The 23,865-nt window shown below is 65.8% G+C and carries 22 protein-coding genes; 12 read left to right on the forward strand and 10 right to left on the reverse strand.

What is annotated here, in order from left to right; all coding sequences use genetic code 11:
- The first annotated feature begins 84 nt into the window (after positions 1–84).
- Positions 85–648, forward strand: a complete 564-nt coding sequence (locus BLR03_RS06975; protein WP_091251150.1) for a GNAT family N-acetyltransferase — start codon at positions 85–87, stop codon at positions 646–648.
- Between the two features lie 144 nt (positions 649–792).
- Here the strand turns inward: BLR03_RS06975 and BLR03_RS06980 are convergent, their stop codons facing one another.
- The 4 genes from BLR03_RS06980 to BLR03_RS06995 form a co-directional block, all read right to left on the reverse strand.
- Positions 793–3,333 (reverse strand): hypothetical protein, encoded by a 2,541-nt coding sequence (locus tag BLR03_RS06980; protein WP_091251152.1) that lies wholly within the window; start codon positions 3,331–3,333, stop codon positions 793–795.
- 7 nt (positions 3,334–3,340) lie between these two features.
- Positions 3,341–4,081 (reverse strand): peptidoglycan-binding protein, encoded by a 741-nt coding sequence (locus BLR03_RS06985; protein ID WP_368086947.1) that lies wholly within the window; start codon positions 4,079–4,081, stop codon positions 3,341–3,343.
- A 373-nt stretch (positions 4,082–4,454) separates the two neighbouring features.
- Entirely contained in the window at positions 4,455–6,671 is a 2,217-nt protein-coding gene (locus tag BLR03_RS06990; protein WP_091251154.1) for a S9 family peptidase, read from the reverse strand.
- Between the two features lie 27 nt (positions 6,672–6,698).
- On the reverse strand, positions 6,699–7,787 hold the full coding sequence (locus tag BLR03_RS06995) for an LCP family protein (protein ID WP_091251155.1): 1,089 nt from the start codon (positions 7,785–7,787) through the stop codon (positions 6,699–6,701).
- A 502-nt stretch (positions 7,788–8,289) separates the two neighbouring features.
- Between BLR03_RS06995 and BLR03_RS07000 the strand changes: the two genes are divergently transcribed.
- Positions 8,290–8,565, forward strand: coding sequence for a hypothetical protein (locus BLR03_RS07000; protein WP_368086948.1), 276 nt, complete (start codon positions 8,290–8,292; stop codon positions 8,563–8,565).
- A gap of 288 nt (positions 8,566–8,853) precedes the next feature.
- Here the strand turns inward: BLR03_RS07000 and BLR03_RS07005 are convergent, their stop codons facing one another.
- Complete coding sequence (locus tag BLR03_RS07005) at positions 8,854–9,456, reverse strand: arsenate reductase/protein-tyrosine-phosphatase family protein (RefSeq protein WP_091251157.1); 603 nt, start codon at positions 9,454–9,456, stop codon at positions 8,854–8,856.
- Positions 9,457–9,677: 221 nt separating this feature from the next.
- Positions 9,678–9,962, reverse strand: coding sequence for a hypothetical protein (locus BLR03_RS07010; protein WP_139184473.1), 285 nt, complete (start codon positions 9,960–9,962; stop codon positions 9,678–9,680).
- Between BLR03_RS07010 and BLR03_RS07015 the strand changes: the two genes are divergently transcribed.
- The 3 genes from BLR03_RS07015 to BLR03_RS07025 all read left to right on the forward strand — a co-directional run bounded on the left by BLR03_RS07015 (position 9,949) and on the right by BLR03_RS07025 (position 13,577).
- Complete coding sequence (locus tag BLR03_RS07015) at positions 9,949–10,656, forward strand: hypothetical protein (protein ID WP_139184474.1); 708 nt, start codon at positions 9,949–9,951, stop codon at positions 10,654–10,656. The genes BLR03_RS07010 and BLR03_RS07015 overlap by 14 nt on opposite strands.
- Before the next feature lie 276 nt (positions 10,657–10,932).
- Positions 10,933–12,006, forward strand: coding sequence for a hypothetical protein (locus BLR03_RS07020; RefSeq protein ID WP_254788239.1), 1,074 nt, complete (start codon positions 10,933–10,935; stop codon positions 12,004–12,006).
- 104 nt (positions 12,007–12,110) lie between these two features.
- Positions 12,111–13,577 carry a tyrosine-protein kinase domain-containing protein gene (locus BLR03_RS07025; RefSeq protein ID WP_091251162.1) on the forward strand — a complete coding sequence of 489 codons (1,467 nt, stop codon included), beginning with the start codon at positions 12,111–12,113 and terminating at the stop codon, positions 13,575–13,577.
- Between the two features lie 73 nt (positions 13,578–13,650).
- Here the strand turns inward: BLR03_RS07025 and lepB are convergent, their stop codons facing one another.
- Positions 13,651–14,367, reverse strand: a complete 717-nt coding sequence (gene lepB, locus BLR03_RS07030; RefSeq protein WP_091251163.1) for a signal peptidase I — start codon at positions 14,365–14,367, stop codon at positions 13,651–13,653.
- Between the two features lie 131 nt (positions 14,368–14,498).
- Between lepB and paaA the strand changes: the two genes are divergently transcribed.
- The 7 genes from paaA to galU are packed head-to-tail and all read left to right on the forward strand — an operon-like array spanning position 14,499 to position 20,345.
- Entirely contained in the window at positions 14,499–15,530 is a 1,032-nt protein-coding gene (gene paaA, locus BLR03_RS07035; RefSeq protein WP_091251165.1) for a 1,2-phenylacetyl-CoA epoxidase subunit PaaA, read from the forward strand.
- Entirely contained in the window at positions 15,527–15,832 is a 306-nt protein-coding gene (gene paaB / locus BLR03_RS07040) for a 1,2-phenylacetyl-CoA epoxidase subunit PaaB (RefSeq protein WP_091251167.1), read from the forward strand. Before paaA ends, paaB begins: the two co-directional genes overlap by 4 nt.
- The gene (paaC, locus tag BLR03_RS07045; protein ID WP_091251169.1) at positions 15,829–16,770 is read left to right on the forward strand and encodes a 1,2-phenylacetyl-CoA epoxidase subunit PaaC; all 942 of its coding nucleotides are present in this window, start codon (positions 15,829–15,831) and stop codon (positions 16,768–16,770) included. The genes paaB and paaC overlap by 4 nt, the downstream gene beginning before the upstream one ends.
- Before the next feature lie 11 nt (positions 16,771–16,781).
- Complete coding sequence (paaD, locus tag BLR03_RS07050; RefSeq protein WP_091251170.1) at positions 16,782–17,336, forward strand: 1,2-phenylacetyl-CoA epoxidase subunit PaaD; 555 nt, start codon at positions 16,782–16,784, stop codon at positions 17,334–17,336.
- A gap of 15 nt (positions 17,337–17,351) precedes the next feature.
- Entirely contained in the window at positions 17,352–18,578 is a 1,227-nt protein-coding gene (paaE, locus tag BLR03_RS07055; protein ID WP_091251172.1) for a 1,2-phenylacetyl-CoA epoxidase subunit PaaE, read from the forward strand.
- Between the two features lie 39 nt (positions 18,579–18,617).
- Positions 18,618–19,400, forward strand: a complete 783-nt coding sequence (locus BLR03_RS07060; protein ID WP_091251173.1) for an enoyl-CoA hydratase/isomerase family protein — start codon at positions 18,618–18,620, stop codon at positions 19,398–19,400.
- A gap of 54 nt (positions 19,401–19,454) precedes the next feature.
- Positions 19,455–20,345: a UTP--glucose-1-phosphate uridylyltransferase GalU gene (gene galU, locus BLR03_RS07065; protein ID WP_091251174.1), complete on the forward strand. Its 891-nt coding sequence runs from the start codon at positions 19,455–19,457 to the stop codon at positions 20,343–20,345.
- Positions 20,346–20,354: 9 nt separating this feature from the next.
- Here the strand turns inward: galU and BLR03_RS07070 are convergent, their stop codons facing one another.
- The 3 genes from BLR03_RS07070 to BLR03_RS07080 all read right to left on the reverse strand — a co-directional run bounded on the left by BLR03_RS07070 (position 20,355) and on the right by BLR03_RS07080 (position 23,806).
- The gene (locus tag BLR03_RS07070) at positions 20,355–20,786 is read right to left on the reverse strand and encodes a VanZ family protein (RefSeq protein ID WP_254788242.1); all 432 of its coding nucleotides are present in this window, start codon (positions 20,784–20,786) and stop codon (positions 20,355–20,357) included.
- Positions 20,787–21,134: 348 nt separating this feature from the next.
- Complete coding sequence (locus BLR03_RS07075) at positions 21,135–21,743, reverse strand: LPXTG cell wall anchor domain-containing protein (RefSeq protein ID WP_091251177.1); 609 nt, start codon at positions 21,741–21,743, stop codon at positions 21,135–21,137.
- A 167-nt stretch (positions 21,744–21,910) separates the two neighbouring features.
- Positions 21,911–23,806, reverse strand: coding sequence for a DUF4012 domain-containing protein (locus BLR03_RS07080; protein ID WP_091251179.1), 1,896 nt, complete (start codon positions 23,804–23,806; stop codon positions 21,911–21,913).
- Positions 23,807–23,865: the final 59 nt, after the last annotated feature.

The raw sequence follows: 23,865 nt of genomic DNA on the forward strand, positions 1-23,865 counted from the left end.
CAACTAGCTCGCAGCAGGGGTCGTTTTGAGCCCCCAAAACGGCCTCAACTGCGAGCCAGTTGGGCGGGGGGTAGCGTTGGGGACATGACGGAACCCACGCCCCTCCCTCCGCTGCCACTCCGCACCGAACGGCTGGTGCTGCGCCGCTTCGAAGCCGCCGACCTCGACGCCTTCCACGCGTACCACTGCCTGCCCGAGACCGCCCGGTTCCTGCCCCGCGAGGCCAAGAGCTACACCCAGTCGATGGAGACCGTGGGCAAGTACGCCAACTTCGAGTTCGAGAAGGAGGGCGACTGGGTGGCCCTGGCCATCGAGGCCCAGGACTCGCCCGGGCTGCTTGGCGAGGTGGTCCTGAAGTGGCTTCCGGGCCCGGGGCAAGCCGAGATCGGCTGGAGCCTGGCGCCGAAGGCCCGGGGGCGGGGCATCGCGAGCGAGGCCGCCCGGGCGCTGCTCAAGCTGGGCTTCGAGGAGCTCGGCTTTCACCGGATCGACGCCAAGCTCGATGCCCTGAACACTGCCTCGGCGGCGCTCTGCGAACGGCTCGGCATGCGCCTGGAATCCACCCAGGTGGACAAGTGGCACTACAAGGGCCAGTGGGCCACGGAAGTGGTGTACGCCCTCCTCGAGGAGGAGTGGAAGGCCCGCTAACCGGGTTCCGGCGGCTGAGGACGCCGGGACGCACCGACCTGGCGGAACGCCGATGTGGCGGAACGCCGATCTGACGCAGATGGCCGGAATGAAGTCCTCATTGCGGCCAGCTGCGTCAGATCGGGTGCCGTTCGGGTCCCCAGCTTAGGGTGCGGGCGGCGCGGTGGATGCGGGCGCTGGTGAGACCGTGCCCGATGCGGGAGCTGGCGCAGTCGGTTGCTGCTCTGCCGGCACCGTGGCGCCGGAGCCCGCGGTGGGACCCGACGGCGCCGCACCGCCAGTCGGCGCAGCACCGCCGGTTGGCGCCGTGGTCCCGCCGGCGCCCGGTGACGGGGCCTGCGTGCTGCCCGGGGTGGCTCCCGTGGCGCCGGATGTCGCACCGGGTGTCGCGGAGGGGCTGGCCCCCGGCGTCGCACCAGGGGTGGCCCCCGGCGTCCCGGCCGTGCCGGAGGACCCGGCCGGGGTAGCACTGGGATCGGCCTTGATGACCGCCATGATCTGTTCCTTGTACGCGCTGAGCCGGTCCTGGATCTCCGAAAGTGGCCGGTTCCGCAGGTCCTGGCCGTACGCGGCGATCTCCTGCCACAGCGCGTTGAGCCTGGCCGTGCCGTCGCTGCTCAGGGGACCGTCCAGGGTGAGCACCAGTTGGCTCGCCAAGGCATAGGTCAGGCACCGTACGCAGTTGTAGTTGGCCGACGCCGAGAGGTTCTCCGGGACGATCACATCGGTCTGGCCCACAATCAGGACCACCTGGAAACCCACGGCCACTGCGGCGCAGTCCGCGCAGCTGGCGAAGGCATAGGCCTCATTTTTGGTGTCCACCGCGTCGCCGTCATCGGCCCAGACCAGGGCGAAGGCGACGTCGTACACCACGGAACCGTCGGTGGTATTGACCGCGAGGGACTGGTTGCCGTCGTCCTGGGGAGCGGCCGGCTTGTCGAACGGGAAAACCCAGGAAGGAGCAGTCGGCGCCGCCGCGGCGTCCGCAGGACCTGCGGTGCCGGCCGTGCCGGCCTGCCGCGGCACCAGGACCATGCTGAGCTGGGGCTCGTCGCGCGTGGGTTTCCGGGCCCCCTCCGGCCACAAGGCAACGGTCCTTCCTGACTGGCCCTCCGCGATCCGGCCCGTGGCCGGGAAGAGTGCCACGGTGGCGTCGCTCAGGGTGCCGCGCTCGTAGGGCTGGACGGGGCGGTAGGCGTCCCCGCCGGGCCACCAGGCCCACCCGAGGCCGGCGGTGACAGCCGCGATCGCGGCGATGGCGGTGGCCCGCTGCAGCGCCTTGCCGCGGGTCTTGTGCCACAGCCCGGCGACGAGCTGGCGGACCAGGCGCTGCAGAACGTAGAGGATGCCGAGCACCGGCAGCGCCAGGCAGGCGATCGCGATCACCCGTACGGCGGCGTCGGCGAAGTCGCCGGTGGAGATGCTGTGGGAGAGCATGGCCTGCTGCTTCAGTCCGTTGTCCCAGGCGGTCCCGAGGACGCGCGGCAGGGTCAGCACCATAGTGACCATGCTGAAGACCAACAGGGGAACCGTGACCAGCACCCAAATGGTGACTACCGCCCGCGCCCAAGGCTTCAGGAGCCGGGCTTCGGGGTCGGTGCGGCGCCAGGGTATCAAGGCGAGCAGGGTGGGTTTGATCCGCTGGAACAGGTCCGGGACGCCGGTGGCGTCGGCCAGGATGTGATAGCCGTCAAAACGGACCATCGGCATCAGCTGCCGGACCATTTGCAGGATCTGGGTGACCACCACCAGCAGCAGCGCATCGAAGCCGGTGGCCCACCAGAAGCCCATGATCGCGACGGCCACGATCGCGTTGAAGTACGGTCCGCCGAGGTCGGTGCGGAGGCGGCCGCCCCGCCCGAGCCGGTAGGAATCGGTGACATCCGTGTAGAAGGCCGGCCACATCAGGTACAGTCCCGTGCCCATGGCGCCGGGGGTTGCCCCGCCGCGGCGGGCAGCGGCGGCATGGCCGAATTCGTGGAAACCGGCAGAGAACACGGTGACCACCAGAATCAGGAGCACCAGGCCGGGGTTGGCGAATGCTTCATGCGTGGCCGACGCCAGCCCTCTGACCATCAGCACCCACCAGCAGGTGGCCAGGAAGGCAGCAGTCACGGCCACCACAATCAGGGGGTGGAACAGCGTGGCGAACGGTGCTGTGAGCTTCCGGGTGCGTTCCGGATCGGTCACCGAGTACCGGAAGCGCATGCCCAGCAGCGGGTTCGATTTCTTCACCTCGGGCTCGGAACCGTCCGCCCGCCGGAGGAGTCCGAGGGGGAGGAGCTGGGAGGTAATCAGCGTCCGGACGTTATCGGCACTGACCAGCCGTCCGAAACTGTTGCTGGCGTGCTCGGCGATTTCTTCCGTGTCCCGGCGGCCGTCGATCGCCTCGAGCACGAGGTACAGCAGGCGGGTGAGCTGGATGGTCTGACCGTCGGAACGGCGCACCAGGGACGGGGCTTCCTTGTAGCCGGACCCCTTCGCCTCCCCGATCAGCTGGATGCCGGCGGCCCGCGCCGGAACGGGCTGCCGGCTGACCGCCACGGACGACGCCGGGCGGCCACTCGCGGCGGCAGCTTCAGCAGGAGTTTCAGCGGCAGTGGCGCCGGCAGTTCCCGCACCGCCGCCGGCAGGCAGGACCGGAGGGCCGCCCTGTTCGGACGGCCCTCCGTGCACAGTGCTCATCGAGGTGCTACTGCTTCAGGGTGGACTGCTGATCCGCCGAGGACGTGGCATCACCGTGGATGTCCTGGTTGATGATGGCGTCCTGGTGGGCAACTGCGTACGCGTTGCTGTCGATCGAGCCGATGTTGGCGCCGACGGCCGCGTCGATCGGCGCGGCCACGTTGGCGTTGGCGGCCACGGCCCCGTTGATGGGCGCTGCGATGCCCGCATTGGCGTCCAGGTTCACGTCGACATTGAGCAGGTTGCCGTTCAGGGCCCCAGCGGCACCGGCGGCTCCGGCGACATCCGTCGGCAGCGCGCCGCCCAGGTCCGGGGCCGTGCCGCCCAAGTCTGTGCCGCCCAGGCCCGTGGTCGGATCTGTGACTGGAGCCGTGGCCGGGGCCGGATCGGTGGAGGCGGGCGCGGTGGCCGGGGCGGCGGCGGTGCCCTGGTCGATGCCGCTGTCCTGCACGGAATGCGCCGTGGCATCGCCCGTGATGCCCTGGTTGATGAGGGTTCCCTGATCGGCCAGTGCCTGCGATTCGGACCCGACGGAGAGAACATTGGCCGAGGCGCCGGCGTCGATCGGGGCGGCAACGTTGGCGTTGGCTGCGACGCCGAGGTCGATCGGCGCCGCGGCGCTGATGCCCAGGTTCAGGTCGGCGTTCAGGTCCAGGACGGACGCAACCTCCTTGTCCGGAAGGGCCGTGCCGCCCTGCGCCATCAGCTCATCATCAGTCAACGGGGTCATTCCCTGCTCAACGCTCACAACAAACTCCATCTCCGGCACCCTGTGCCCGGTCAAAGCCCAGCGACGCCCCGCCCCCAGCGGCCGGGTTCCACGTCGAAGTGCCCATCATGCCAGTAAATAGTAAGCATGATGACCAATTAGGCAACAGGCAGCCCATCGGTTGCTCCGCAACTGCCCTAATGGACCCCCAAAAGGGCGCCTACGGAGCAGCCGATGGGTCCCCGCACAGCCAAACCCGCCGATTCGACGAAAATGGCCGCTATGAGAGTTCTCATAGCGGCCAACCTTGGAGAATGGGCGAGCGCCCGGCGCGCCTTCATCGGTTGCTCCGCAACGGCCCTTGTGAAGCCTCAAAAGGGCGCCTGCGGAGCAACCGATGGGGGTGGAGGATCTACTTCAGCCCGGCCCCCGGCAGCAGCTCGGTGGCGCCGAGGGAATCGGCCACGAACGCGTAGTCCCAGGCCCGCTCGCGCCACTGCACGTACCGGCCCGAGGCGCCCCCGTGGCCGCCTTCCATCTCGATCTTCATGACAATCGGCTCGCTGCCGGTGTTCACTTCGCGCAGCCGCTGCACCCATTTGGCGGGCTCCACGTAAAGTACCCGCGTGTCATTAAACGAGGTGACCGCGGCGATCTTCGGGTAGGCCACGGCCCGGACGTTCTCGTACGGCGTGTACGACTTCATGTACTCGTACACCTCCGGGTCGGTGATCGGGTTGCCCCATTCCTCCCACTCCAGCGCCGAGAGCGGCAGTTCGGGGTCCAGGATGGTGGTCAGCGCGTCCACGAACGGAACGGCCGCCACGATGGCGGCGTACTTTTCCGGTGCCAGGTTGGCGACGGCGCCCATCAGCAGGCCACCCGCGGAGCCGCCCATCGCGGCGATCCGGGCCGGGTCCACCCAGCCAGATCCCGCGAGCCAGTCCGTCGCGGCGATGAAATCGGTGAACGTGTTCTTCTTGCGCAGCTTCTTGCCGTCGTCGTACCAGTGCCGGCCCAGTTCGCCGCCGCCGCGGATGTGCGCGATCACGAACACGATGCCCCGGTCCAGCAGGGAAAGCCGGGGGATCCCGAAGCCCGGATCCATGCTCATCTCGTAGGAGCCGTAACCGTACACCAGGCCGGGCGCCGTTGAATCCTGCAGGACCGAGGCGTGCCGGAGGACCGAGAGCGGGACGCGGGTCCCGTCGTCGGCCGTGGCCCATTCCCGGGTGGCGACGTAGTCGGACGGCGAGTAGCCGCCCAGTACCGGGCTCTCCTTGCGCAGCAGGAGTTCACCGGCCGGAAGCTCCGGGGTGGGCAGGACGAAGTCGTAGACCCGGGACGGGGTGAAGTACGAGGTATAGCCCATCCGGATTACGGGGGCCTCGTAGTCGGAGCCCGCGACGCCGGCCGTGTACAGCTCCTCGTCGAAGGCCGGTTCCACGGCGGCGCCCTGCTCCGGGGTGCCCAGCCCGGCCAGGGGCAGGACCTGGACCCGTTCAATCGTGTCCTTGCGGATCGAGACCACCAAGTGGGTCGACGTCACCCCGGCGCCGTTGACCCGGACCTGCTCGGAATGCGCGACGACGGTGCTCCAGTGCTGCTCGTCGAGCGGCTTCGCGAGCTCGGCCGGGTCCACGAGCGACACCATGGAATTGATGGCGTCCTTGTTGTGGGTGAGCAGGATCCGTTCCTGGCCGCGGCCGGAGGTGTCGGCCAGCAGGAACGGTTCGGCCTCGTACAGGATGCGCTCGTCGCGGGAGATCACGGTGCGGAGTCCGGCGTCGGGGTCATCAAAGCGCAGCAGGCGGGTTTCGCTGAACTCGGAGCAACCGATGCTCAGCACAAGGTGGCGCCGGTCGGCGGAGAGCTCGAAGCCGAGCCACATGGCGACGTCGTCCTCCTGATAGATGACCTCGTCGTCGCTGACCGGGGTGCCGAGCACGTGGGACTTGACCTGGTACGGCCGCCAGGAATCGTCCACCACGGTGTAGAAGATCCGGCTGCCGTCGGGGGAGAAGGAGATACCGTAAAAGACATTCTCGATCACGTCCGGCAGCAGCTCGCCGGTGCGGAGGTCCTTGATGCGCAGCGTGAAACGCTCGTCGCCGGCGTTGTCCACGGCATAGGCGTAGAGGGTGCCGTCGATGGTCGTTGCGGCCCCGCCCACGGCGAAGAACGGCTTGCCCTCCGCCTCGATGTTGCCGTCGAGGAGGACCTCCTCGCCGGGAACCACGACGCCTGCCTCGACCGCCGGCGGAGTCCAGTCCGCGACGCGGTCCCCGGTGTCCTGGCCGCGCACGCGGCAGTGGATGCCGTACTCCTTGCCTTCGACCGAGCGGGTGTAGTACCACCAGCCGTCCTTGCGGTTGGGGACGGAGAGGTCGGTTTCCTGGGTGCGGCCCTTGATTTCCTGGAAGATGGCCTCGCGGAGCGGCTCCTGGTGCGCGGTCACCGCCTCCTGGTAGTCGTTCTCTGCCTTGAGCAGGTCCACGACCTCTTTGGATTCCTTGTCCCGGAGCCACTCGTAGTTGTCCTCGAAGGAGTCGCCGTGGTGGGTGCGCACCGAGGGGACTTTCCGGGCGACGGGAGGCTGCGGGGACGGCTGGACGGGTGTCTGGGTCATGGACCCAATGTACCGAAGAGCGGCGCTTCAGTTGCCGTTCTGCAGATTGTTGGCCGCCACGTAGCCGGCGAGCGTTCCCGAGCCCAGCGCGGCGGAGAGTGCGGCGGTCCCGGCACGGTCCTGCAGGACGATCGACTGGCCGTCCCGGCTGGTCCCGGTACCGGCGGTCGGCAGCGTGAAGAACACGCCATGCCCGGGGACCGTGTTGTGGAGGCTGAAGGCGAGGTCCTCCAGCGACGCCGGGGTGAAGCTCGCGTCCAGGGTCACGTGCGGCAGCACCGTCGTGACGAGTTTCCGGACGGTGTCGCGGTCCGCCAGGCCGCCGTCGGATGCCATCTTGGCCATCACGGCCTTCAGGAACGTCTGCTGGTTCCGGACCCGCTGGTAGTCGCCGTCAGGGAAGGCATGGCGCTCGCGGACAAAAGCCAGGGCCTCCAGGCCGTTGAGCCGGTTCACGCCCGCCGGAAAATGCACCTTGTCATCCACGGTGCCGGTGAAGGACTGCTTGATATCGACGTCGACACCGCCGAGCGCGTCGGTCATGGCCGCGAACCCCTGGAAATCGAGCATGACTGTGTGGTCGATGTGCGTACCAAGCAGCGCCTCCACCGTCTGGGTCATCAGGGGCAGCCCGCCCAGGGCCAGCGCGGAGTTGATCTTCGCCTCGCCGTGGCCGGGGATGTCCACCCAGAGATCGCGCATGATCGAGATGCCGTAGATGCTCTGCCGGTCCGCCGGCAGGTGGATGAGCACGAGGGCGTCCCCGCGCTGGTCCGAGGCGCTGCCGGCGGCGGCCGCCGCCCGCGCATTGACCCGGCTGTCGCTTCCGATCAGCAGGATGTTAAGGGCGACGGCGGGTGGTTCCGGCGTGGAGGTGGGTGCCGTCGACGGCGCAGCAGCCGGGCCGGCGGCCGGCGGCGTGGCTCCCGCCGGAGCGGGTCCCACGGTCCGGGGCCGGGTGAGAACAAACACTGCGGCCGAGGCAGCGACGGCGAGCACGAGCAGCACGCCCAGAACCAGGAGTATCCGACGTCGGCCGGTCCCGGCTGCGGGAGAAGGCGACGGGGGCGTGGGCGCCGCGGAAGCCGCGGCTGCTGGCTCCGGAGCGTTCCCCATGGGCGGACGCTATCACCGCTGCCCGCCGCGGACTATGGGTCCAAGGACCTCCCACCCCGCCCCGGCCTCCCTGGCCTGCCGCGCCGGATCACGCGGCGGGAATCAGTTGCCGTTCTCGAACTTGTTCGCCGCGTCGTCGTCGCCCACGGTATCCGAGGCCATCGCGCCGGAGATGTCCCCTGCGTCGCGTCCTGGGCCAATGTCAGGCGCCGGAGGGGCGCCGTGGCGACCCCACTACAGTACACCGGGTCCGGCGATCAATACTTCCGGCTCAATAGAGCGGCAGATAACGCGAGGTTTCCCCGATGTGAAGCGGACTGTTGCCTACGTCACACTCCCTGCCTAGGCTGGGTGGCGGTCGCAGCGTCGCGGCCAAAGCGGTCGCAGCGTCGCGGCCAAGCGGTACACACACGAACAGGGGAATCGTTTGAACCACAAACTCCGGGTTCTTGTCAGGCTTGACCTCGATTGCGGTCAGGCGGAAGTAGCAGCGCAAGGGCATGTGACGGCCCAGAGCCTCCAGGCCCTGTACGTAGTGGTCAAGCGCGCAAACCACCTGAAAGAAGGGCTCCGCCTGGTGTTGGATGTCAGCCACGCCCGGGTCGAGCCGGCGGCCCTTGAGCAGCTGCGGGAGTGCTCGGCCTCCCACCACCTGCCGGCCGCCATTGATCCGCTTCAGTCGGAATGCCAGCTCAGCATCGTGGCTCCCGCCCAGGCCGAAGCTAGGCACGACGGCGGTGCCCGCACCCGGGCGCGGGCCCTGCGCCTGGCGGCATAGGCCCCCCGGGCAGCCAGCCCCTGGACACTCTCAACAGACGGGCGTCCGGTGGCCATCAGATCGCGGACGACATCCCCGCGTTGCAGGACGGCCGCGTCCTGGTGAACACGGCTGCGTACGTGGTGTGTGCTGGCCGTGCTTTGGGTGATGGTGCGGACACGCTTCCTGTTTCGGATCATCCCCGCCTGACGGCCGGCGCAAGGGTCAGCCCTACCTCAGCGAGGCGCAGCATCAGGCAACCTGGTTCGTGCCGAGGATAGCTGTCAGCATGTGCCGGAAAGAGGCTGATCAGCTGTGCAGCCGGGCGAGTCGCAGAATGGCGAGGATGGCCGGGGCGAGCTCATCCTCCATCTGGTCATAGAACTCCTGACCGCGCCGGTAGGGATCCACGACGTCGTTGTCCGTGGCGTCCGGTGCCAGGGCCAGGTGCCGCACCGATGCCGCCCGGCCGGGGAGTTCCCGCCAAAAGGCGGGAATGTCGACGACGGCGGAGGTTCCGGGTGCGGTAGCGTCGCGCTGCTCAAGGGCCTTCAGCATCCGGGCAAACTCGCGGATAGTGAAGGTCCTCTTCAGCAATGAGGCATCCATCTGCATCACCTCGCCGCGGTGCTTGGCGGTCATCGCCAGCACCAAATCGGACTCCCTGAGGATCTTTGGCGTCAGCTGGCGGGCCGCAAAGCCGTCCGGCGTGCCGCCATAGGTCCTGATGATGTCCGCGGAACTCGGCTGGATCGGATCGCCCACCATGGCCCTCGTGCCGGCGCTGCGCACCACAAAAGCATCGGCCTGCACCTGATCCAGGCCCGCCTGCAGCAGGCGCTCGGCCACCGGCGAGCGGCAGATGTTGCCGGTACAGACCGTCAGGATCCGAACGGGGCGAGGCGTATCCAAGGTTTTCCCAACTTCCATTAGCGAGACTCGTGCCAGCGGCGTGGTTTCCGAGTCTAGCCGCGACGGGCCCCTCACAGCTTCAAGAGAAGATAGGGCCGCATTCTGTCGTTCTTGAAAATAAAGCATCTTGATATTGAAGATTCATGCTTTTCTGCGTACAGTCGTCCAAAGATGCCGAAACGATCGGCAGGAGCTGGCCCGACTGGGGGTTCTCCGCCGCACTAGAACTTGGGGTAAAAGATGTCGGAGACAAAGAGCCTGGCCGCACCGAAGGCGAGTTTCGACCGCCGTGCCGTTGTAAAGGGTGCCGCGTGGAGTGTGCCGGTTATCGCGGCAGCGATTGCCGCGCCGGCTGCGGCGGCGTCGACGACGCCGACGCCGACATTGTCGGCAGCCCTTGTTGCCGGCAGCGGCCTTCCGACGGTCGGGGGGACTCCGGAGATGCACGGAACGGGACCCATGGGCTTCGCGGTCACCACGACTGGCGTGGCTGTGACGGGAGCCATCTCCGTCGTCATCGACGTCCAGCCCGACGCAGCTGCGACGGCGGCTGGTGTCGGTCTCGCTGTCACCGCATCGGCCCTGCCGCCCAGCGGCCAGTCCTCGCCTTACAACTTCGCGTACAGCAGAACCGGTACGGGAACAGTGGCGAAAGACACCGTTTTGAATTACGCCGTCACCGTGACTGTCACCATTGTGGAGTCAGCTACCAAGAAGACTGTGCTGCCCGCCATGGTTTTTGTTGCCACTCTGAAGCCGGTATTGTCTGCAAGCATTGTCCCCACTACGGTTGATCCGATCGTCTCGGGAAAACCATCTGTGCTGGGAACGGGACCCAAGGGCTTCACCGTCTCGACGACCGGTGCTGTCATCTCGGGAACCTCGTCCGTGAGTGTCGCTATCGCCATTGATCCTGCAGATACGACCACGGCCAACTCCGGCGTCGGGCTCGTGATCGGCACGATCAACAACACAGCCGTGACGGCCGGAAGCTGGCACGGAGCACTGTCTGTGCCAGCCAATGGTACGTCTGGGACTTTCACTTTCGGATCGTATTCCAGAACGGGCAATGGTGCGGCGCCGAACACCGGCACACTGAACTACACCGTCAAAGTGACTGTCACCGTTAACGACTCTGCCACCAACACGTCCACCGTTCTGGCCCCAGTTTATGCGAATGCTACTCTCAGGAAGCCGTAGATAGTCCGGTTCGCGGGTAAGCCATTAGTGATCTAATGGCCAGCAGAAAGAGACCGCAAATCATCTTGGGAGTGCTATGTCGGAACAGCGCTGGAGGCGTGGGTGCTTGACGGCGCAGGGGAAGAAATCCACGAATGTTGCCGGAATTGGTGAAACTAGTTGAATGTCTCGAGCGATTTGCACATCGACGTTCTGGGCACTAGTTTCACAATTAATTGGGGTCCAGCCGTCAACCCAGCTCAGCGGCAAGCAATGGAGGTGGCTTGGAGCCGATGTATGGGCGGTCCCCGCCCCATCGCACCGGATGTGGAGTCCTGCGCCTTCAATCTGCCCTTCACAGCAACCCTGTGCTTCGATTCGAGGCTGTCCGGCGAAAGCGTGCGGCATCTCGGCGCGGACACCTTCGAGGACCTGGCTGAAGCCGTGACGTCGGAAGTCACCGTCGCTGCCATCCTCGAGCGCGCCGGCGAGTTGACGATGCTCCACGCTTGTGGCGTCGCGGATCCCGAAGGTGCTGTCATCGCCTTGGTGGCCAAGTCCGGCACGGGCAAGACCACGGCATCCTCGCAGCTCGCCCGGACCCTAGGCTATATAACTGACGAAACCGTTGCCATCCGGACTGATGGGACTGTTGTGCCTTACCCGAAGCCGCTGTCAGTCAAACAGGCAACGCCAGGTGCTGCCAAGCTGCAGGTGGGTCCGGATGAACTGGGCTTGCGGCTCGCGCCGGATAGTCCCCGGATCAAAGCCATCGCGCTGCTCGACAGGATTGCCGGCGGGGACTATCAGCTTCCTGTCATCGAGCCGGTCCCTCTGGTGGAGGCCGTGCTTGCGCTGATTCCGGACACGTCATCCCAGGCTGCCGTGGTCCAGCCGCTGCAATCCCTGTGCCGGCTGATTGACAGCGTCGGCGGTGTGTTCCGGGTTAGCTATTCCGAGGCGGCCGACCTGAAGGACAGCCTGGCGCCGTTGTTCTTGAGGGAGTGCAATAAAGGCTCGGAGGTCACCAAGGCATGGACTCCTGCACTCGCCGAGCCGGAAACGGAGCCAGCAGCAGTTCACCGGGCCCGCGAACTACCATCAGAACCAATCCCCGCAGGCTGGCTGCGGAGGTGCGACGTCGTTGACGCGGTGGAGATCGGCGATGACCTGCTGGTCCTGACGGAAACCGAACTCACCAGGCTGAGCGGAATCGGACCCGTCATCTGGCAATCCGCCCAGCGCCCCGTCTCGATGCAGACTTTAGCGAGCCGGATCGAAGCCCGGCATGGACTGCCCGACGGCTATGAAGCACTGCTGGAGGCGGCCGTTGACGGACTCGTCGGCCGGGGATTACTCCTGCGCGGTTAGACCGGTTAAGACGCAGTTAAAAAGCACACCAACGCGGTCGCCGTACCGTACAGTAAATTTTCGTGTGGGTCGTTGGGGCCAGGCACGGGGGAGAGGACCACAGCGTGACTGGTTTTGATACGGCCGAGAACAACGGGCAGACAACGGCGGGGCTTGCACTGGAGGACTACCTGCGCATCGCCCGGGCACGCTGGAAGGGCATCCTGGCCTTCACCCTGATCTTTACCGTGCTCGCCTTCTGCTGGACCCTCCTGCAGCCGAAGATCTACGCCGCACAGTCCAGCGGAATCGTTGTGGCAGGCGGCTCTGACAACCTCAGCCTTTCGCTCATGAGCGAGAACCTGGCCCAGACCAAGGCCGCCAAGTACGAGTCTGTGGCCAAGTCCAGGCTCGTCGCCGAGCGCGTCGTCACGTCGCTGGGCCTCACAACCTCGCCGGACGCCCTTCTGGGGGCCGTCACCGTGTCCGTGCCGAAGGAAAGCGCCCAGCTTGCCGTCACCGCCACGTCCACCGACCCCGCAATGGCCCAGCGGGTGGCGGATGCCTGGGTCAAGGGCCTCGCCGATCAGGTCAAGGAGATGGAAAGCATCCCCGCCGTGGAAGGCTCGAACGTCGTCCCCGTTCCGGTCATCCGGGTGGTTCCGCTGGGCGAAGCCGTCCTGCCGACCGCTCCGACCTCCCCCAACGTGAAGCTGGCTCTCGGCATTGGAGCCCTGGCCGGGCTGGCACTCGGAGTCCTCTACGCCCTCATTCGCCACCGCTTGGACCGCAGGCTTCGCAGTGCCACGGCGATCGAACGCCGGTTCGGGGTGCCCGTGCTGGGCACGCTCCCGGTGGACCACCGCCTGGACGGGAAGAGCACCGTACTCGACGACGGGTTCAGTCCGGTCGCATCAGCGGAAGGCTCGCATGCGATCACCGAGGCCCTGCGGGAGCTCCGGACTAATCTCCAGTACGTCGACGTCGACAACCCCCCGCGGATCATTGTGGTGACGAGTTCGGTTCCGGCCGAGGGCAAGTCGACGGTGACGGCCAACCTGGCTGTCACCATGGCTGCCGCCGGCGAGAACGTTGTAGTGGTCGACGGCGATCTGCGCCGGCCCACGCTGGTGGATGTTTTCAACCTGATCCCCGGAGTCGGCGTAACCGATGTCTTGAGCGGCCACGCGGAGCTGGAAGACGTGTTGCAGGAGTGGAGCGCGATGCCAAACCTGCGCGTGCTGGGCTCCGGCCGGATCCCGCCGAACCCCAGTGAGCTGTTGGGATCGCACGCCATGAAGACCCTGCTCAAAACGCTGGCACGGGACGCCATCGTGCTGGTAGACGCTCCGCCCCTTCTTCCAGTCACCGACGCCGCCGTCCTCACGCGCATTGCCGACGGCGCAATTGTTGTCATCAGGTCCGGGAAGACCACCGATGAAGAGCTTGGAAAATCCCTCGGCAACCTGGGACGCGTGAACGGAAACGTCCTGGGCACCATTCTTAACCGCGTGCCCACAACCGGCGCCGGCTCGTACAGGTACTACACCGCATATCAGTCCAATGCGCCTGAGCCGGCGGCCGCGCGGTAGCAATTATCTCGCGCTAGCAATGATGATCCCCTTGGAGCAGCCGCTCCGAGGGGATTGTCATTTGCCGGGGGCGTCAGCCCACTCCGCCAGCACGGTCCAGCGGCCAGAATCTCGCCGCCACCTGTCCCACGACGGTCGAGGACTTGATCGTCCTGACACAGTCGCCGCCGGCACCACCAGTGAGTCCCCGGCAGTTGATGGCGGAATCGACCGAGACGGACCGGTGGTCGCCCAGCACCACGAGCTCGCCCTCGGGGACTCTAAACGCGGGAATGCATCGGGGCGAACGGGGAGTGGTCTGGCAGTCGAGGCTGCCAGCCTCAAACGGCAGATCCTCGAAAATGTACGGTTCGTCGAGGGGCCGGCCATTGATGCGCAGCTTGCCATCCTCCCCGCAGCAGCTGATGGTCTGGCCGCCCGTCGCAACCACCCGCTTCACCAGGAACTGTTCGTTGGAGGGACCAATGCCTGTCACATCCCCGAAGGAGCGGGCAATCCCGGCGATCCCGCCGCTGCGCGCCGCCGCCGATTCCGCCTGCCAGCTGTCCGGCCGGGTGAACACCACGATGTCGCCGGGCCGCGGTTCTGAGCCGGCGTAGGCAAGCCGGTTCACGAGGATTCTGTCGCCGTCGCCCGCGGACCCCTGCAGCGTCGGCTCCATGGAGCCGGACGGTATCCGGTAGGCCTTTACCAGGAACCCCTGGACCAGGGCGACGGCCACCAGGGCAATCAGCATGTTTAGGGCCACGGAGGCCCAGAGGGGGAGCTTCTTGCCTGCGCCGATGTTCACGGGTTCAAGCTATCACCGGCGCCCCGGACCCATGACACCGGTGCGGCGCAGGTGCTTGACGCATCTCGCGCCTTCCGCATATCCTGAACGAACGGTCGGTAATTATTTATCGGAAATTCAGAGGAGCAACCATGGCATCGCAGACCCTGCAGTCAGTGCCCGCCGAGCCATCGCCGGCACGGCACGAACAGAGCCTCGAGGACGCGGCCCGGCGTGATGCTGAAGGCCAGGCATACTTCGACAAAGTCATGGCGGATGACTCGCGGATCGAACCCCGCGACTGGATGCCCCCGGCATACCGCAAGACCCTGCTGCGCCAGATCTCGCAGCACGCGCACTCGGAGATCATCGGCATGCAGCCGGAAGCCAACTGGATCTCCCGCGCCCCCAGCCTCAAGCGCAAGGCCATCCTGATGGCCAAGGTCCAGGATGAAGCCGGCCACGGCTTGTACCTGTACTCCGCCGCCGAAACCCTCGGCCAGCCGCGCGATCAGATGATGCAGGACCTGATGGACGGCAAGGCCAAGTACTCCTCCATCTTTAATTACCCCGCCCGCACGTGGGCAGACATGGGTGCCATCGGCTGGATGGTCGACGGCGCCGCTATCGCCAACCAGGTGCCGCTCTGCCGTGCCTCCTTCGGCCCCTACGGCCGGGCCATGGTCCGCGTCTGCAAGGAAGAGTCCTTCCACCAGCGCCAGGGCTTCGAGATCCTGCTGGAACTCTCCCACGGCACGCCCGAGCAGAAGCAGATGGCCCAGGACGCGGTGAACCGTTGGTATGCCCCGGCACTGATGATGTTCGGGCCGCCGGATGACGACTCGCCCAACTCCAAGCAGTCCATGGCCTGGAACATCAAGCGCTTCAGCAATGACGAACTGCGCAACCGCTTCGTCGGCATGATGATGGAGCAGGTCAAGGTCCTGGAGCTCACCCTTCCGGACAAGGACATCCGCTTCAACGAAGAAACCAAGAAATGGGAGCACGGGCCCCTGGACTGGGACGAATTCCACGAAGTCCTCGCCGGCCGCGGCCCCTGCAACGCCCAGCGCCTGGAACGGCGCCGCGAAGCACACGAGAACGGCGCCTGGGTGCGCGAAGCCGCAGCGGCCTACGCCGCCAAACAGAGCCGCAAGCAAGCAGAGAAGGAATCCGCAGCATGACAACGCCCGAACCGCACGCAGGAAACGTCTGGCCCATCTGGGAAGTGTTTGTCCGCTCCAGCCGCGGCCTCTCCCACGTCCACGCCGGCTCCCTGCACGCGCCGGACGCCGCCATGGCCCTGCGCAACGCCCGTGACCTCTACACCCGCCGCAACGAAGGCGTGTCCATCTGGGTTGTCCCCGCTGACGCCATCGCCTCCAGCGATCCTGACGCCAAGGGCGCGTTCTTCGAATCGCCCCAGGGCAAGGACTACCGGCACGCGACCTACTACACCAAGAGCGAGGGCGTGAAGCACCTGTGAGCACGTCACCTGAAACCGCGGCAGCTGCGGCACCCGCAGAACCAGTAACGGCCGGCCACGGGGACATCTCCGTCGGCGTCAAGGGAGCCAGCGGCAGCGGCGAGGCCACGGCCAGCGCCACCCGCATCACCCCGGGCAACGCCCTCCGCCCGGAGGACATCGCCCAGGCTGTCAGCCTCGGCACCGCCAAGCCGAGCGAAGACGTCGCGGAGTTCGCCCTGCGCCTGGGCGATGACGCCCTGGTCCTCGCACAGCGCCTGGGCCACTGGATCTCCCGTGCGCCGGAGCTCGAGGAGGACATTGCCCTCGGCAACATCGCCCTGGACCAGCTGGGCCACGCCCGCTCCTTCCTCAGCTACGCCGGCGGACTCGACGGCCGGAGCGAGGACGACCTCGCCTACTTCCGCCGCGAGCCCGAGTTCCGTTCCGTCCAGATCTTCGAACTCCCGAATGGCGACTTTGCCGTCACCATCGCCCGCCAGTTCGTCGTCAGCTACTACCAGTTCGAGCTCTACCGCCGGCTGACACAGTCCACCGACGCCACCCTGGCCGGCATCGCCGCCAAGGCCGTCAAGGAAGTGGACTACCACCGCGACCACAGCGCCCAGTGGGTGCTCCGCCTGGCCCAGGGCACGGACGAGTCCCGCGAGAAGATGATCCACGGCTTCAAGGTCATCTGGCCTTACGTGGACGAGCTCTTCCGCGACGACGAGCTGACCGCCCGGCTCAGCGAAGCCGGCGCCTCGCCGCAGCCGTCCAGCCTGCGCGAGGACTTCGACCGCCTCACCGGCGAGGTCCTCGCCGCAGCAGAGCTCGAAGTCCCCCACGTGCAGCCCGCACCCGGCGGAGGCCGCCGCGGCCTGCACTCCGAACACCTGGGCTACCTCCTGGCTGAAATGCAGGTGCTCGCCCGCGAGTACCCCGGAGCCAGCTGGTAACCACCATGGAAATGTACGTCAGCCACCCCACGGCCGCCGACGCCAGCACCGCGGAGCAGAAGACTGCCGAACGGAAGGCCTGGGACCTCGCCGCCACGGTCTGCGACCCGGAAATCCCGGTTCTCACCATCGAGGACCTCGGGATCCTGCGCAATGTTCAGTTGTACGACGACGGCGGGATGGTTCCTGCCGTCCAGGTCACCATCACGCCGACCTACTCGGGCTGCCCCGCCATGGACGCCATCCGCGACGACCTCAGGGAGGCGTTCCAGCGCGGAGGCTACCCGAGCGTCAACGTTGAAATGGTCCTCTCCCCCGCTTGGACCACCGACTGGATGAGCGAGGCCGGCAAGGCCAAGCTGGAGCAGTACGGGATCGCCCCGCCCTCCGGCCACTCCAACGCCGTGCGGCACGCCGGGCCGGTCCGGCTGTCCCTCGCCGTCAAATGTCCGCAGTGTTCATCTCTGAACACGAAGGAACTCACCCGCTTCGGTTCCACCTCCTGCAAGGCGCTGTACGTCTGCCAGGACTGCAAGGAACCGTTCGACTACTTCAAAGTTTTGTAAGGAACAGGTGCTCCCATGACTGTTGTCCGCCAGACCGCCGCTGAAACGGCGGCGGCCACCGGCCGCCGTCGTGCGTCCTTCCACCCGCTGACGGTGGACGAGGTCCGCCGGCTCACCGACGACGCCATCGAGGTGACGTTCGGCGTTCCGGCCGAGCTCGCCGGCCAGTTCGACTACCTGCCGGGCCAGTACGTCGCCCTGCGCACCACCCTGCCGGATGAGTCCGGCGAGCCGAAGGAAATCCGGCGCAGCTACTCGATCTGCGCCGAACCGCGGAGCTTCGCGGACGGCAGCAGCGAAATCCGGGTCGCCATCAAGAAGGACCTCGGCGGACTGTTTTCCACGTGGGCGAACGCCGAGCTCAAGGCCGGCGACGTGCTGGACGTGATGAGCCCGATGGGCGCGTTCGTGTCCAAGCATGGCCGGGACGGCAAGTCGGTGGATCAGAACGTAATGAACTCGATGAACCATCCCGAGGACCTGGCGGGGGAGGCCGGCTCGTTCGTCGCGATCGCGGCCGGTTCCGGCATCACCCCGGTGATCGCGATTGCCCGGACGCTGCTCGCGGCACACCCGGACACGCGCTTCGACCTCATCTACGCCAACAAGGCTGCCATGGACGTGATGTTCCTCGAGGAACTCGCGGACCTGAAGGACAAGTACCCGGCCCGGCTCGCGCTGCACCACGTGCTCTCGCGTGAACAGCGGATCGCACCACTGCTCAGCGGCCGGATCGACGCCGAGAAGCTGCAGGCCCTGCTGGGCACCGCCATCCACGCCGACGACGTCGACGAATGGTTCCTGTGCGGCCCGTTCGAGCTCGTCCAGCTGTGCCGGGACACCCTGGCCGAGCGCGGCGTAAGCCCGGACCACATCCGCTTCGAACTGTTCACCACCGGCAAGCCGGACCGCCCGGAGGGCAACGCAGGGCGTCCCGTGATTGTGGACGAGTCCCAGGCAACCTACAAGATCACCTTCAAGCTGGACGGACTCCAGGGCGAAGTCGCCAGCCCCACCCACGCCCGGGAATCCATCCTCAACGCAGCCCTCCGGGTGCGCCCGGATGTCCCGTTCGCGTGTGCCGGCGGTGTCTGCGGCACCTGCCGCGCCAAGGTGGTCACCGGCAAGGTCACCATGGACGAGAACTACGCCCTGGAGCAGGACGAGCTGGACAAGGGCTACGTCCTGACGTGCCAGTCCCACCCCACCACCCCGGAAGTCACGGTCGACTTCGACGTCTAGCAGTCCAACCCCGCTTCCCGCCCCGAACTCAGGAGCCCCATGATTTCCCTCTCCATCGCCGACGGCGTCGCCGAGATCGTCCTCAACGCCCCCTACAAGCTCAACTCCCTGGACGAGCAGGCCCTCAGGGATTTGTCGCAGGCGTACGGCGACGCCGCTGCCGCCGCCTCGCGCGGCGAGGTGCGGGCGCTGCTGCTCCGGGGCGAGGGGCGCGCCTTCTGTGCGGGCCGTGACATTGCCGGCGTCACGCCGGAGACAGACGACGTCCAGGGGTACCTGGGCGGCCTCCTGCAGCCGCTGCTGAAGAAGATGAGTGCCTTCCCGGCCCCCACCTTCGCGGCGGCCCAGGGCGCCTGCCTGGGCGTGGGACTGGGGCTCCTGCTGGCCACGGACGTGGTGTACGTGGCGGAGAACGCCAAATTCGGCTCCCCGTTCGCGAACCTGGGTGCCACGCTCGATTCCGGCGGTCACTGGTACTTCACCGAGCGCCTCGGCATGCATCGCACCCTGGACCTGATTTACACGGCCGAGCTCATGAGCGGCGCGGACGCCGTCGCGCAGGGGATGTTCAGCCGGGCCATGGCGGCGGCGGATCTGTTGGAGAACACCCGCGGCATCGTGGCGAAGGCTGCCTCGGGCGCCACCAGCGCGTTCACGGCCAGCAAGGACCTCGTGGCGCACATCCGGGACCAGCGGCTGGGTCTGTGGCAGTCCATGGAAGAGGAGAATGCAGAACAGGCGCGGCTGTGCAAGAGCGAGGACTACGCCGAGGGGTTCCGCGCGTTTCAGGAAAAGCGCAGCCCGGTTTTTAAAGGTCTATAGAGTTCCTCCGGGTCACGATTGCCACGTTGTTCCATAAATTTGTATGGTGCAGCTATGACTTTGGGGAAATCCGTAAGAAAAGCCGTCATTCCTGCTGCCGGATTGGGGACACGCTTCCTGCCGGCCACTAAGGCAATGCCGAAGGAAATGCTGCCGGTGGTTGACCAGCCGGCAATCCAATATGTGGTGGAAGAGGCCGTCAATGCGGGCCTGACCGATCTCCTGATGATCACCGGCCGCCAGAAGCGGGCGCTGGAGGACCACTTTGACCGTGCCCCGGTCCTGGAACAGACGCTGGAACTCAAGGGCGACCTGGACCGTTTGCAGGCCATACAGCGTGCCTCCAACCTCGGGCCGCTGCACTACGTCCGTCAGGGCGATCCTAAGGGCTTGGGCCACGCCGTCCTGTGCGCCCGCCAGCACGTGGGGGACGAGCCGTTTGCCGTGCTGCTGGGCGATGACCTCATCGACGAGCGCGACGAGCTCCTGAGCACTATGATCGACGTCCAGGCCAGGACCGGCGGCTCGGTGATCGCTTTGATTGAAGTGGATCCGTCCCAGATCAGCGCCTATGGCTGCGCGGACATCTCCGCGGTGGAAGGCGAGGACTACTTCCGGGTGAACCGCCTCGTAGAAAAGCCATCGGTGGAGGACGCTCCATCCAACCTTGCCGTGATCGGGCGGTATGTGCTCCACCCCGAGGTCTTCGATGTCCTGGAGGAAACGGGACCGGGCCGCGGCGGGGAGATCCAGCTGACGGATGCCCTCCAGACTCTGGCCGTGTCCGATTGCGAGGGCGGCGGCGTCTACGGTGTGGTCTTCCGTGGGCGCCGCTACGACACCGGGGACAAGCTCAGCTACCTGAAGGCGGTCATATCCATCGCGTCGGAGCGGGTGGAATTCGGCGAAGAGCTGAAGTCTTGGTTGAAGGAATTCGTAAACTAGGCGGCAATCTTAGAAATAAGGCTTCGACAGGCCCGGCGCTGACAGGCGCCGGGCCTGTCGTTCTTTTACGGCGCTGAGCATGGCGGCTGCCATCAGTGTCCCGGCCACGCAGCCTGCGGTGTTTGTAGCAACATCCAGAAGGCTGGCGAAGCGGCTGCTGAGGAACAACAACTGGCCCAGTTCCATGCACGCGGAGGCCAGCAGCCCCAGGGCCGCGTTTTGCCACCATTTCCTGCCGGGAAAGGCCAAGGTGGCCGCAATGCCCACGGGGATAAATAGCACCACGTTCGCGGAGGCCTCCACGAACGCGTAGTTGATCCATCTCGGAATTCCGACTGCATGGAGCAAAAGCAGAGCCCCGGCAATGTCTCCCTGAACGGGCTTGTCCACGGGGCTGGGCCAAAATCCGATGAGCGCCAGCAGGATAAATGCTCCGCCCAAGACTCCCTGCCAGAGCCGGGCCCCTCCCAGCGTCCTCAAAATCGTCCTAGGAGGTTTTCAGGACGGCTAGGGCCGCCACTCCAAATGCCGCGGCTGCCAGGAGCGCCAGGAGGACGTAGGGGAGTGTTTGTTTCGATGGCCACGGTATGGAAAAGTCCGACTGCCATCTCCTTCTCGTGCGCCAATGTCTCCCCATAGCCGTAGGTCTCCCCATAGCTCAAGTAAATACCACGGCAGGCCATAACAGGACCACCAAGGCGTGTCTTAAAGCAGATGATGGCGTGTTTCACCGGTTTCCCAATGAAACACACCACCATCGTTAGTGTGCGATGTGCGATGTGCGAATGCTTAGGCGGTGGCGTCAGCCTTCGCGCGGCGCCGAACCACCACGACGGAGGTGACGCCGGCGGCCAGTGCGCCTGCTCCAACCAAGGACCAGATCATGAGGTTGGAATCAGCGCCGGTGTTGGCCAGGCCGCTCGTGGAAGCGGAGGTGGATGTCGAAGTCGTGGTCGAAGCGGCCGCTACTGCGGCGCCTTCAACCGTGATGCTAGCGCTGGCAGTAACGCCGGACTCCAAGCCGGTCGCGGTGAGCGTGTAGACCCCCGTCTCGCTGATGCTGATCGGGAGGGCGAAGGCGCCACTGCCATCTGCATTGGCGGAGTGCTGCTGCGGTGCCAGCGGCAGCGTGATCTTGCCGGAAACGCCCATGCCGCGGCCGTTGACGCTTGCACCAGTCGATGCAGGCTTGGTCCCGGGCGTGACCTTGATGACCAGGCCTTCGCCGGCCTTGAAGCCGTGGCCCCGGAAGACGAACTGGGAGCCCGGCCCAACAACGCCGTCAGAAACGGCGGCGTTTGCGGGCGGCGCGGGGTAGTGATCCGCTGCGACGGCCGGAATTGCGCCGATGAGTGCGATGGAGCCCGCAAGTGTGATTGCTGCAAGTGTTTTTTTCATGTGTCCCCCTGAGACCGTAACTACGAATATCACGCGATGTGGAGATTTCCAGTCCCCCGAGTGGCAGCAGGTTGAAATCTCATTTGATAAGCCCATGCAGACACTAGCATCTGCAACGCGTGTTACCAAAGTGAATCAAGTCGCTTTACATACTGTTAACGCGGTGTCTACTTGCCGGGAACGCATTCAGCCGGCTTCGTGGCCATGACAACGTCTTTGACAGCTTGAACAGTGGGTGTGACAACCAAGTTAGGTTCAGTGTGCTGGACAATTTTGCCGAAGGTGAGTTCTACCGTGCTGCTCTGACCTGGGGCCAGTGTGACAGTGACTGTTCCGACGGGTCTATCTTCATGGCGGTGGGCGGCGAAATCAGTCTTCGTACCGTCCACGGCGGCTGTTTCCACGTTGGCTTGAGCCGGTCCGTAGGCGATCACGTTGGTCTGGACTGTCCCGGCTGGCACGCCGTAACTGCCGCCACCAGTGACGTACGCAGGTAGTGACGTTGCTGCGTCCGCGGGGGCCGTATTGGTGCTGGTGATGCGCACCTTGACCTGCCCGTAGTCGTTACCGGTACATTCCTCTACAAGTTGAACGGTCCGCTTGACGTAGTAGTCCATTTTGGCTCCGGTGCCGTCGTTGAAGTAGACGCCGAACTGCGCAGGGGCGACACTCTTGCCGGCAATTGATCCGCTGAGCGGATAGTTCGCGATAATAGTCTGTTCCGCGGCCGTGCCGGACCATATGAGAATGCGGCCTTCTGCTGCTCCACGGGTGATGCCTTTGATCAAGCCTTTGGCTTCTCCCTTTCCGCTGGAGAGGGCTCCAAAGATTTCCTTGGATACTCCGGCGAAATAGGCGTCCTGAAGTTCAGGGCGTTCGATCTTAGCGTAGACGTCTGAGAGCAGGGTCTGCACAACATTCTTACCCGTCAGTTCGGTCGGGAGTCCGTCTTTGGCTGCAACATTCAGTTCGGGGCCCGTCATCCGAACGGGGCCGGTTGCATCCAGGATGTAGCCCAGCGCCACAGGATCGATGGAGAGGACACCGTCCACGTGCTGCCCGGTCTTTTTCTCCCACATGGCCTGCGCTGTGGTAGCTGCAGTGGGGAAGTCGGGGGTGAGGTTGACGTCATGCATGTACTCCCCCAGCCGTGTCGAGTAGATCTGCGCCTGCTCGGGATCCACAGGGATACTTGGGGAGAACAGCCCGAGCCCTGAGGCACTCCCTTGGGCCCCGAGCGTCAGCTTGCCGTCATCGAATGTCAAGACCGCCAAGGCCCCCGGAATGCCTCCGGAGGCGCGCGTCTCCGCGTTGTTCTGAATCATCAGCAAGTAGCTGCGCTGGCCGTCTGACCCCAGCATGCTTGGGACCACCTTTGCGGCACTAGCAGCTGCATCCAACGCATCGGTGACGCCCCTGAACTGTTCGCGGGCGCGCGCCAGGGGCTCCGCCACTTGGGGGAGCAAACTGCTAGCGTCGATGCCGTTGACTCGCTCGGCTGACGAACGCACCGCGTGGGCGGCGGACGACACGTTTGGAGAAGCTTGTCGTAGGGGCTCCAGATTCGTGCCTCCGCTGCTCGGCAGCAGACTGTCCCAATTGAGGGACTCGAAAACTTTCACGAGCGGGTCCACGCCCAACGTGGCCACATCGTCTGCTGACCGTGCGACTTCAGTGATGGCGCTGAAATTTGGTCCTAGCCACGGAATCGCAGAGGCCAAGGACCACAGTGGGTCTCCTGTTGCCGCGCGTGCTGCGGCTGTGCGGGAGCGGAGCTGTGTCGCCGTGGCAAGTGCCTCTTGCGGCTTGTTGCTAGCAATGTTGCCCTTGAGAACTGGAACTAGTTGGGCTGTGGCTTCGAGCTCGGACTTGACGATCACGGCCCTGGAGCCGAGCCACGCCGCCGCCGTCACTCCCAGCACCGCTGTGAGCGCCAGGGATGAGGAAAGGATGATGTAATGACGCGGCCAGCGCGGCACTTTTCGGGCTTGTCTCTGCTTTCCCTGCCTCTTCTCCTCGAGATGGCCGTTGCCGCCCTCGGGCTCTTCATGGGTGTCAGCCATCGCCTACGGATGCCCACAGACTAGGTGGACACAGCCGATTACAGATATTCGCATTGTTC

Origin of the sequence: Arthrobacter sp. ok909 (genome assembly GCF_900104405.1) — a bacterium.
In the GTDB taxonomy this organism is placed as follows: domain Bacteria; phylum Actinomycetota; class Actinomycetes; order Actinomycetales; family Micrococcaceae; genus Arthrobacter; species Arthrobacter humicola.

Bases quoted from the DNA above. Each gene is read 5' to 3' on its own strand.
- BLR03_RS06975 (WP_091251150.1), top strand. From the start codon at position 85: ATGACGGAACCCACGCCCCTCCCTCCGCTGCCACTCCGCACCGAACGG.
- BLR03_RS06980 (WP_091251152.1), bottom strand. From the start codon at position 3,333: ATGAGCACTGTGCACGGAGGGCCGTCCGAACAGGGCGGCCCTCCGGTC.
- BLR03_RS06990 (WP_091251154.1), bottom strand. From the start codon at position 6,671: ATGACCCAGACACCCGTCCAGCCGTCCCCGCAGCCTCCCGTCGCCCGG.
- BLR03_RS06995 (WP_091251155.1), bottom strand. From the start codon at position 7,787: ATGGGGAACGCTCCGGAGCCAGCAGCCGCGGCTTCCGCGGCGCCCACG.
- BLR03_RS07010 (WP_139184473.1), bottom strand. From the start codon at position 9,962: ATGGCTCCCGTCACAGCCACGCCAGTCGTGGTGACCGCGAAGCCCATG.
- BLR03_RS07020 (WP_254788239.1), top strand. From the start codon at position 10,933: ATGGGCGGTCCCCGCCCCATCGCACCGGATGTGGAGTCCTGCGCCTTC.
- paaA (WP_091251165.1), top strand. From the start codon at position 14,499: ATGGCATCGCAGACCCTGCAGTCAGTGCCCGCCGAGCCATCGCCGGCA.
- paaB (WP_091251167.1), top strand. From the start codon at position 15,527: ATGACAACGCCCGAACCGCACGCAGGAAACGTCTGGCCCATCTGGGAA.
- paaD (WP_091251170.1), top strand. From the start codon at position 16,782: ATGTACGTCAGCCACCCCACGGCCGCCGACGCCAGCACCGCGGAGCAG.
- paaE (WP_091251172.1), top strand. From the start codon at position 17,352: ATGACTGTTGTCCGCCAGACCGCCGCTGAAACGGCGGCGGCCACCGGC.
- BLR03_RS07060 (WP_091251173.1), top strand. From the start codon at position 18,618: ATGATTTCCCTCTCCATCGCCGACGGCGTCGCCGAGATCGTCCTCAAC.
- galU (WP_091251174.1), top strand. From the start codon at position 19,455: ATGACTTTGGGGAAATCCGTAAGAAAAGCCGTCATTCCTGCTGCCGGA.
- BLR03_RS07075 (WP_091251177.1), bottom strand. From the start codon at position 21,743: ATGAAAAAAACACTTGCAGCAATCACACTTGCGGGCTCCATCGCACTC.
- BLR03_RS07080 (WP_091251179.1), bottom strand. From the start codon at position 23,806: ATGGCTGACACCCATGAAGAGCCCGAGGGCGGCAACGGCCATCTCGAG.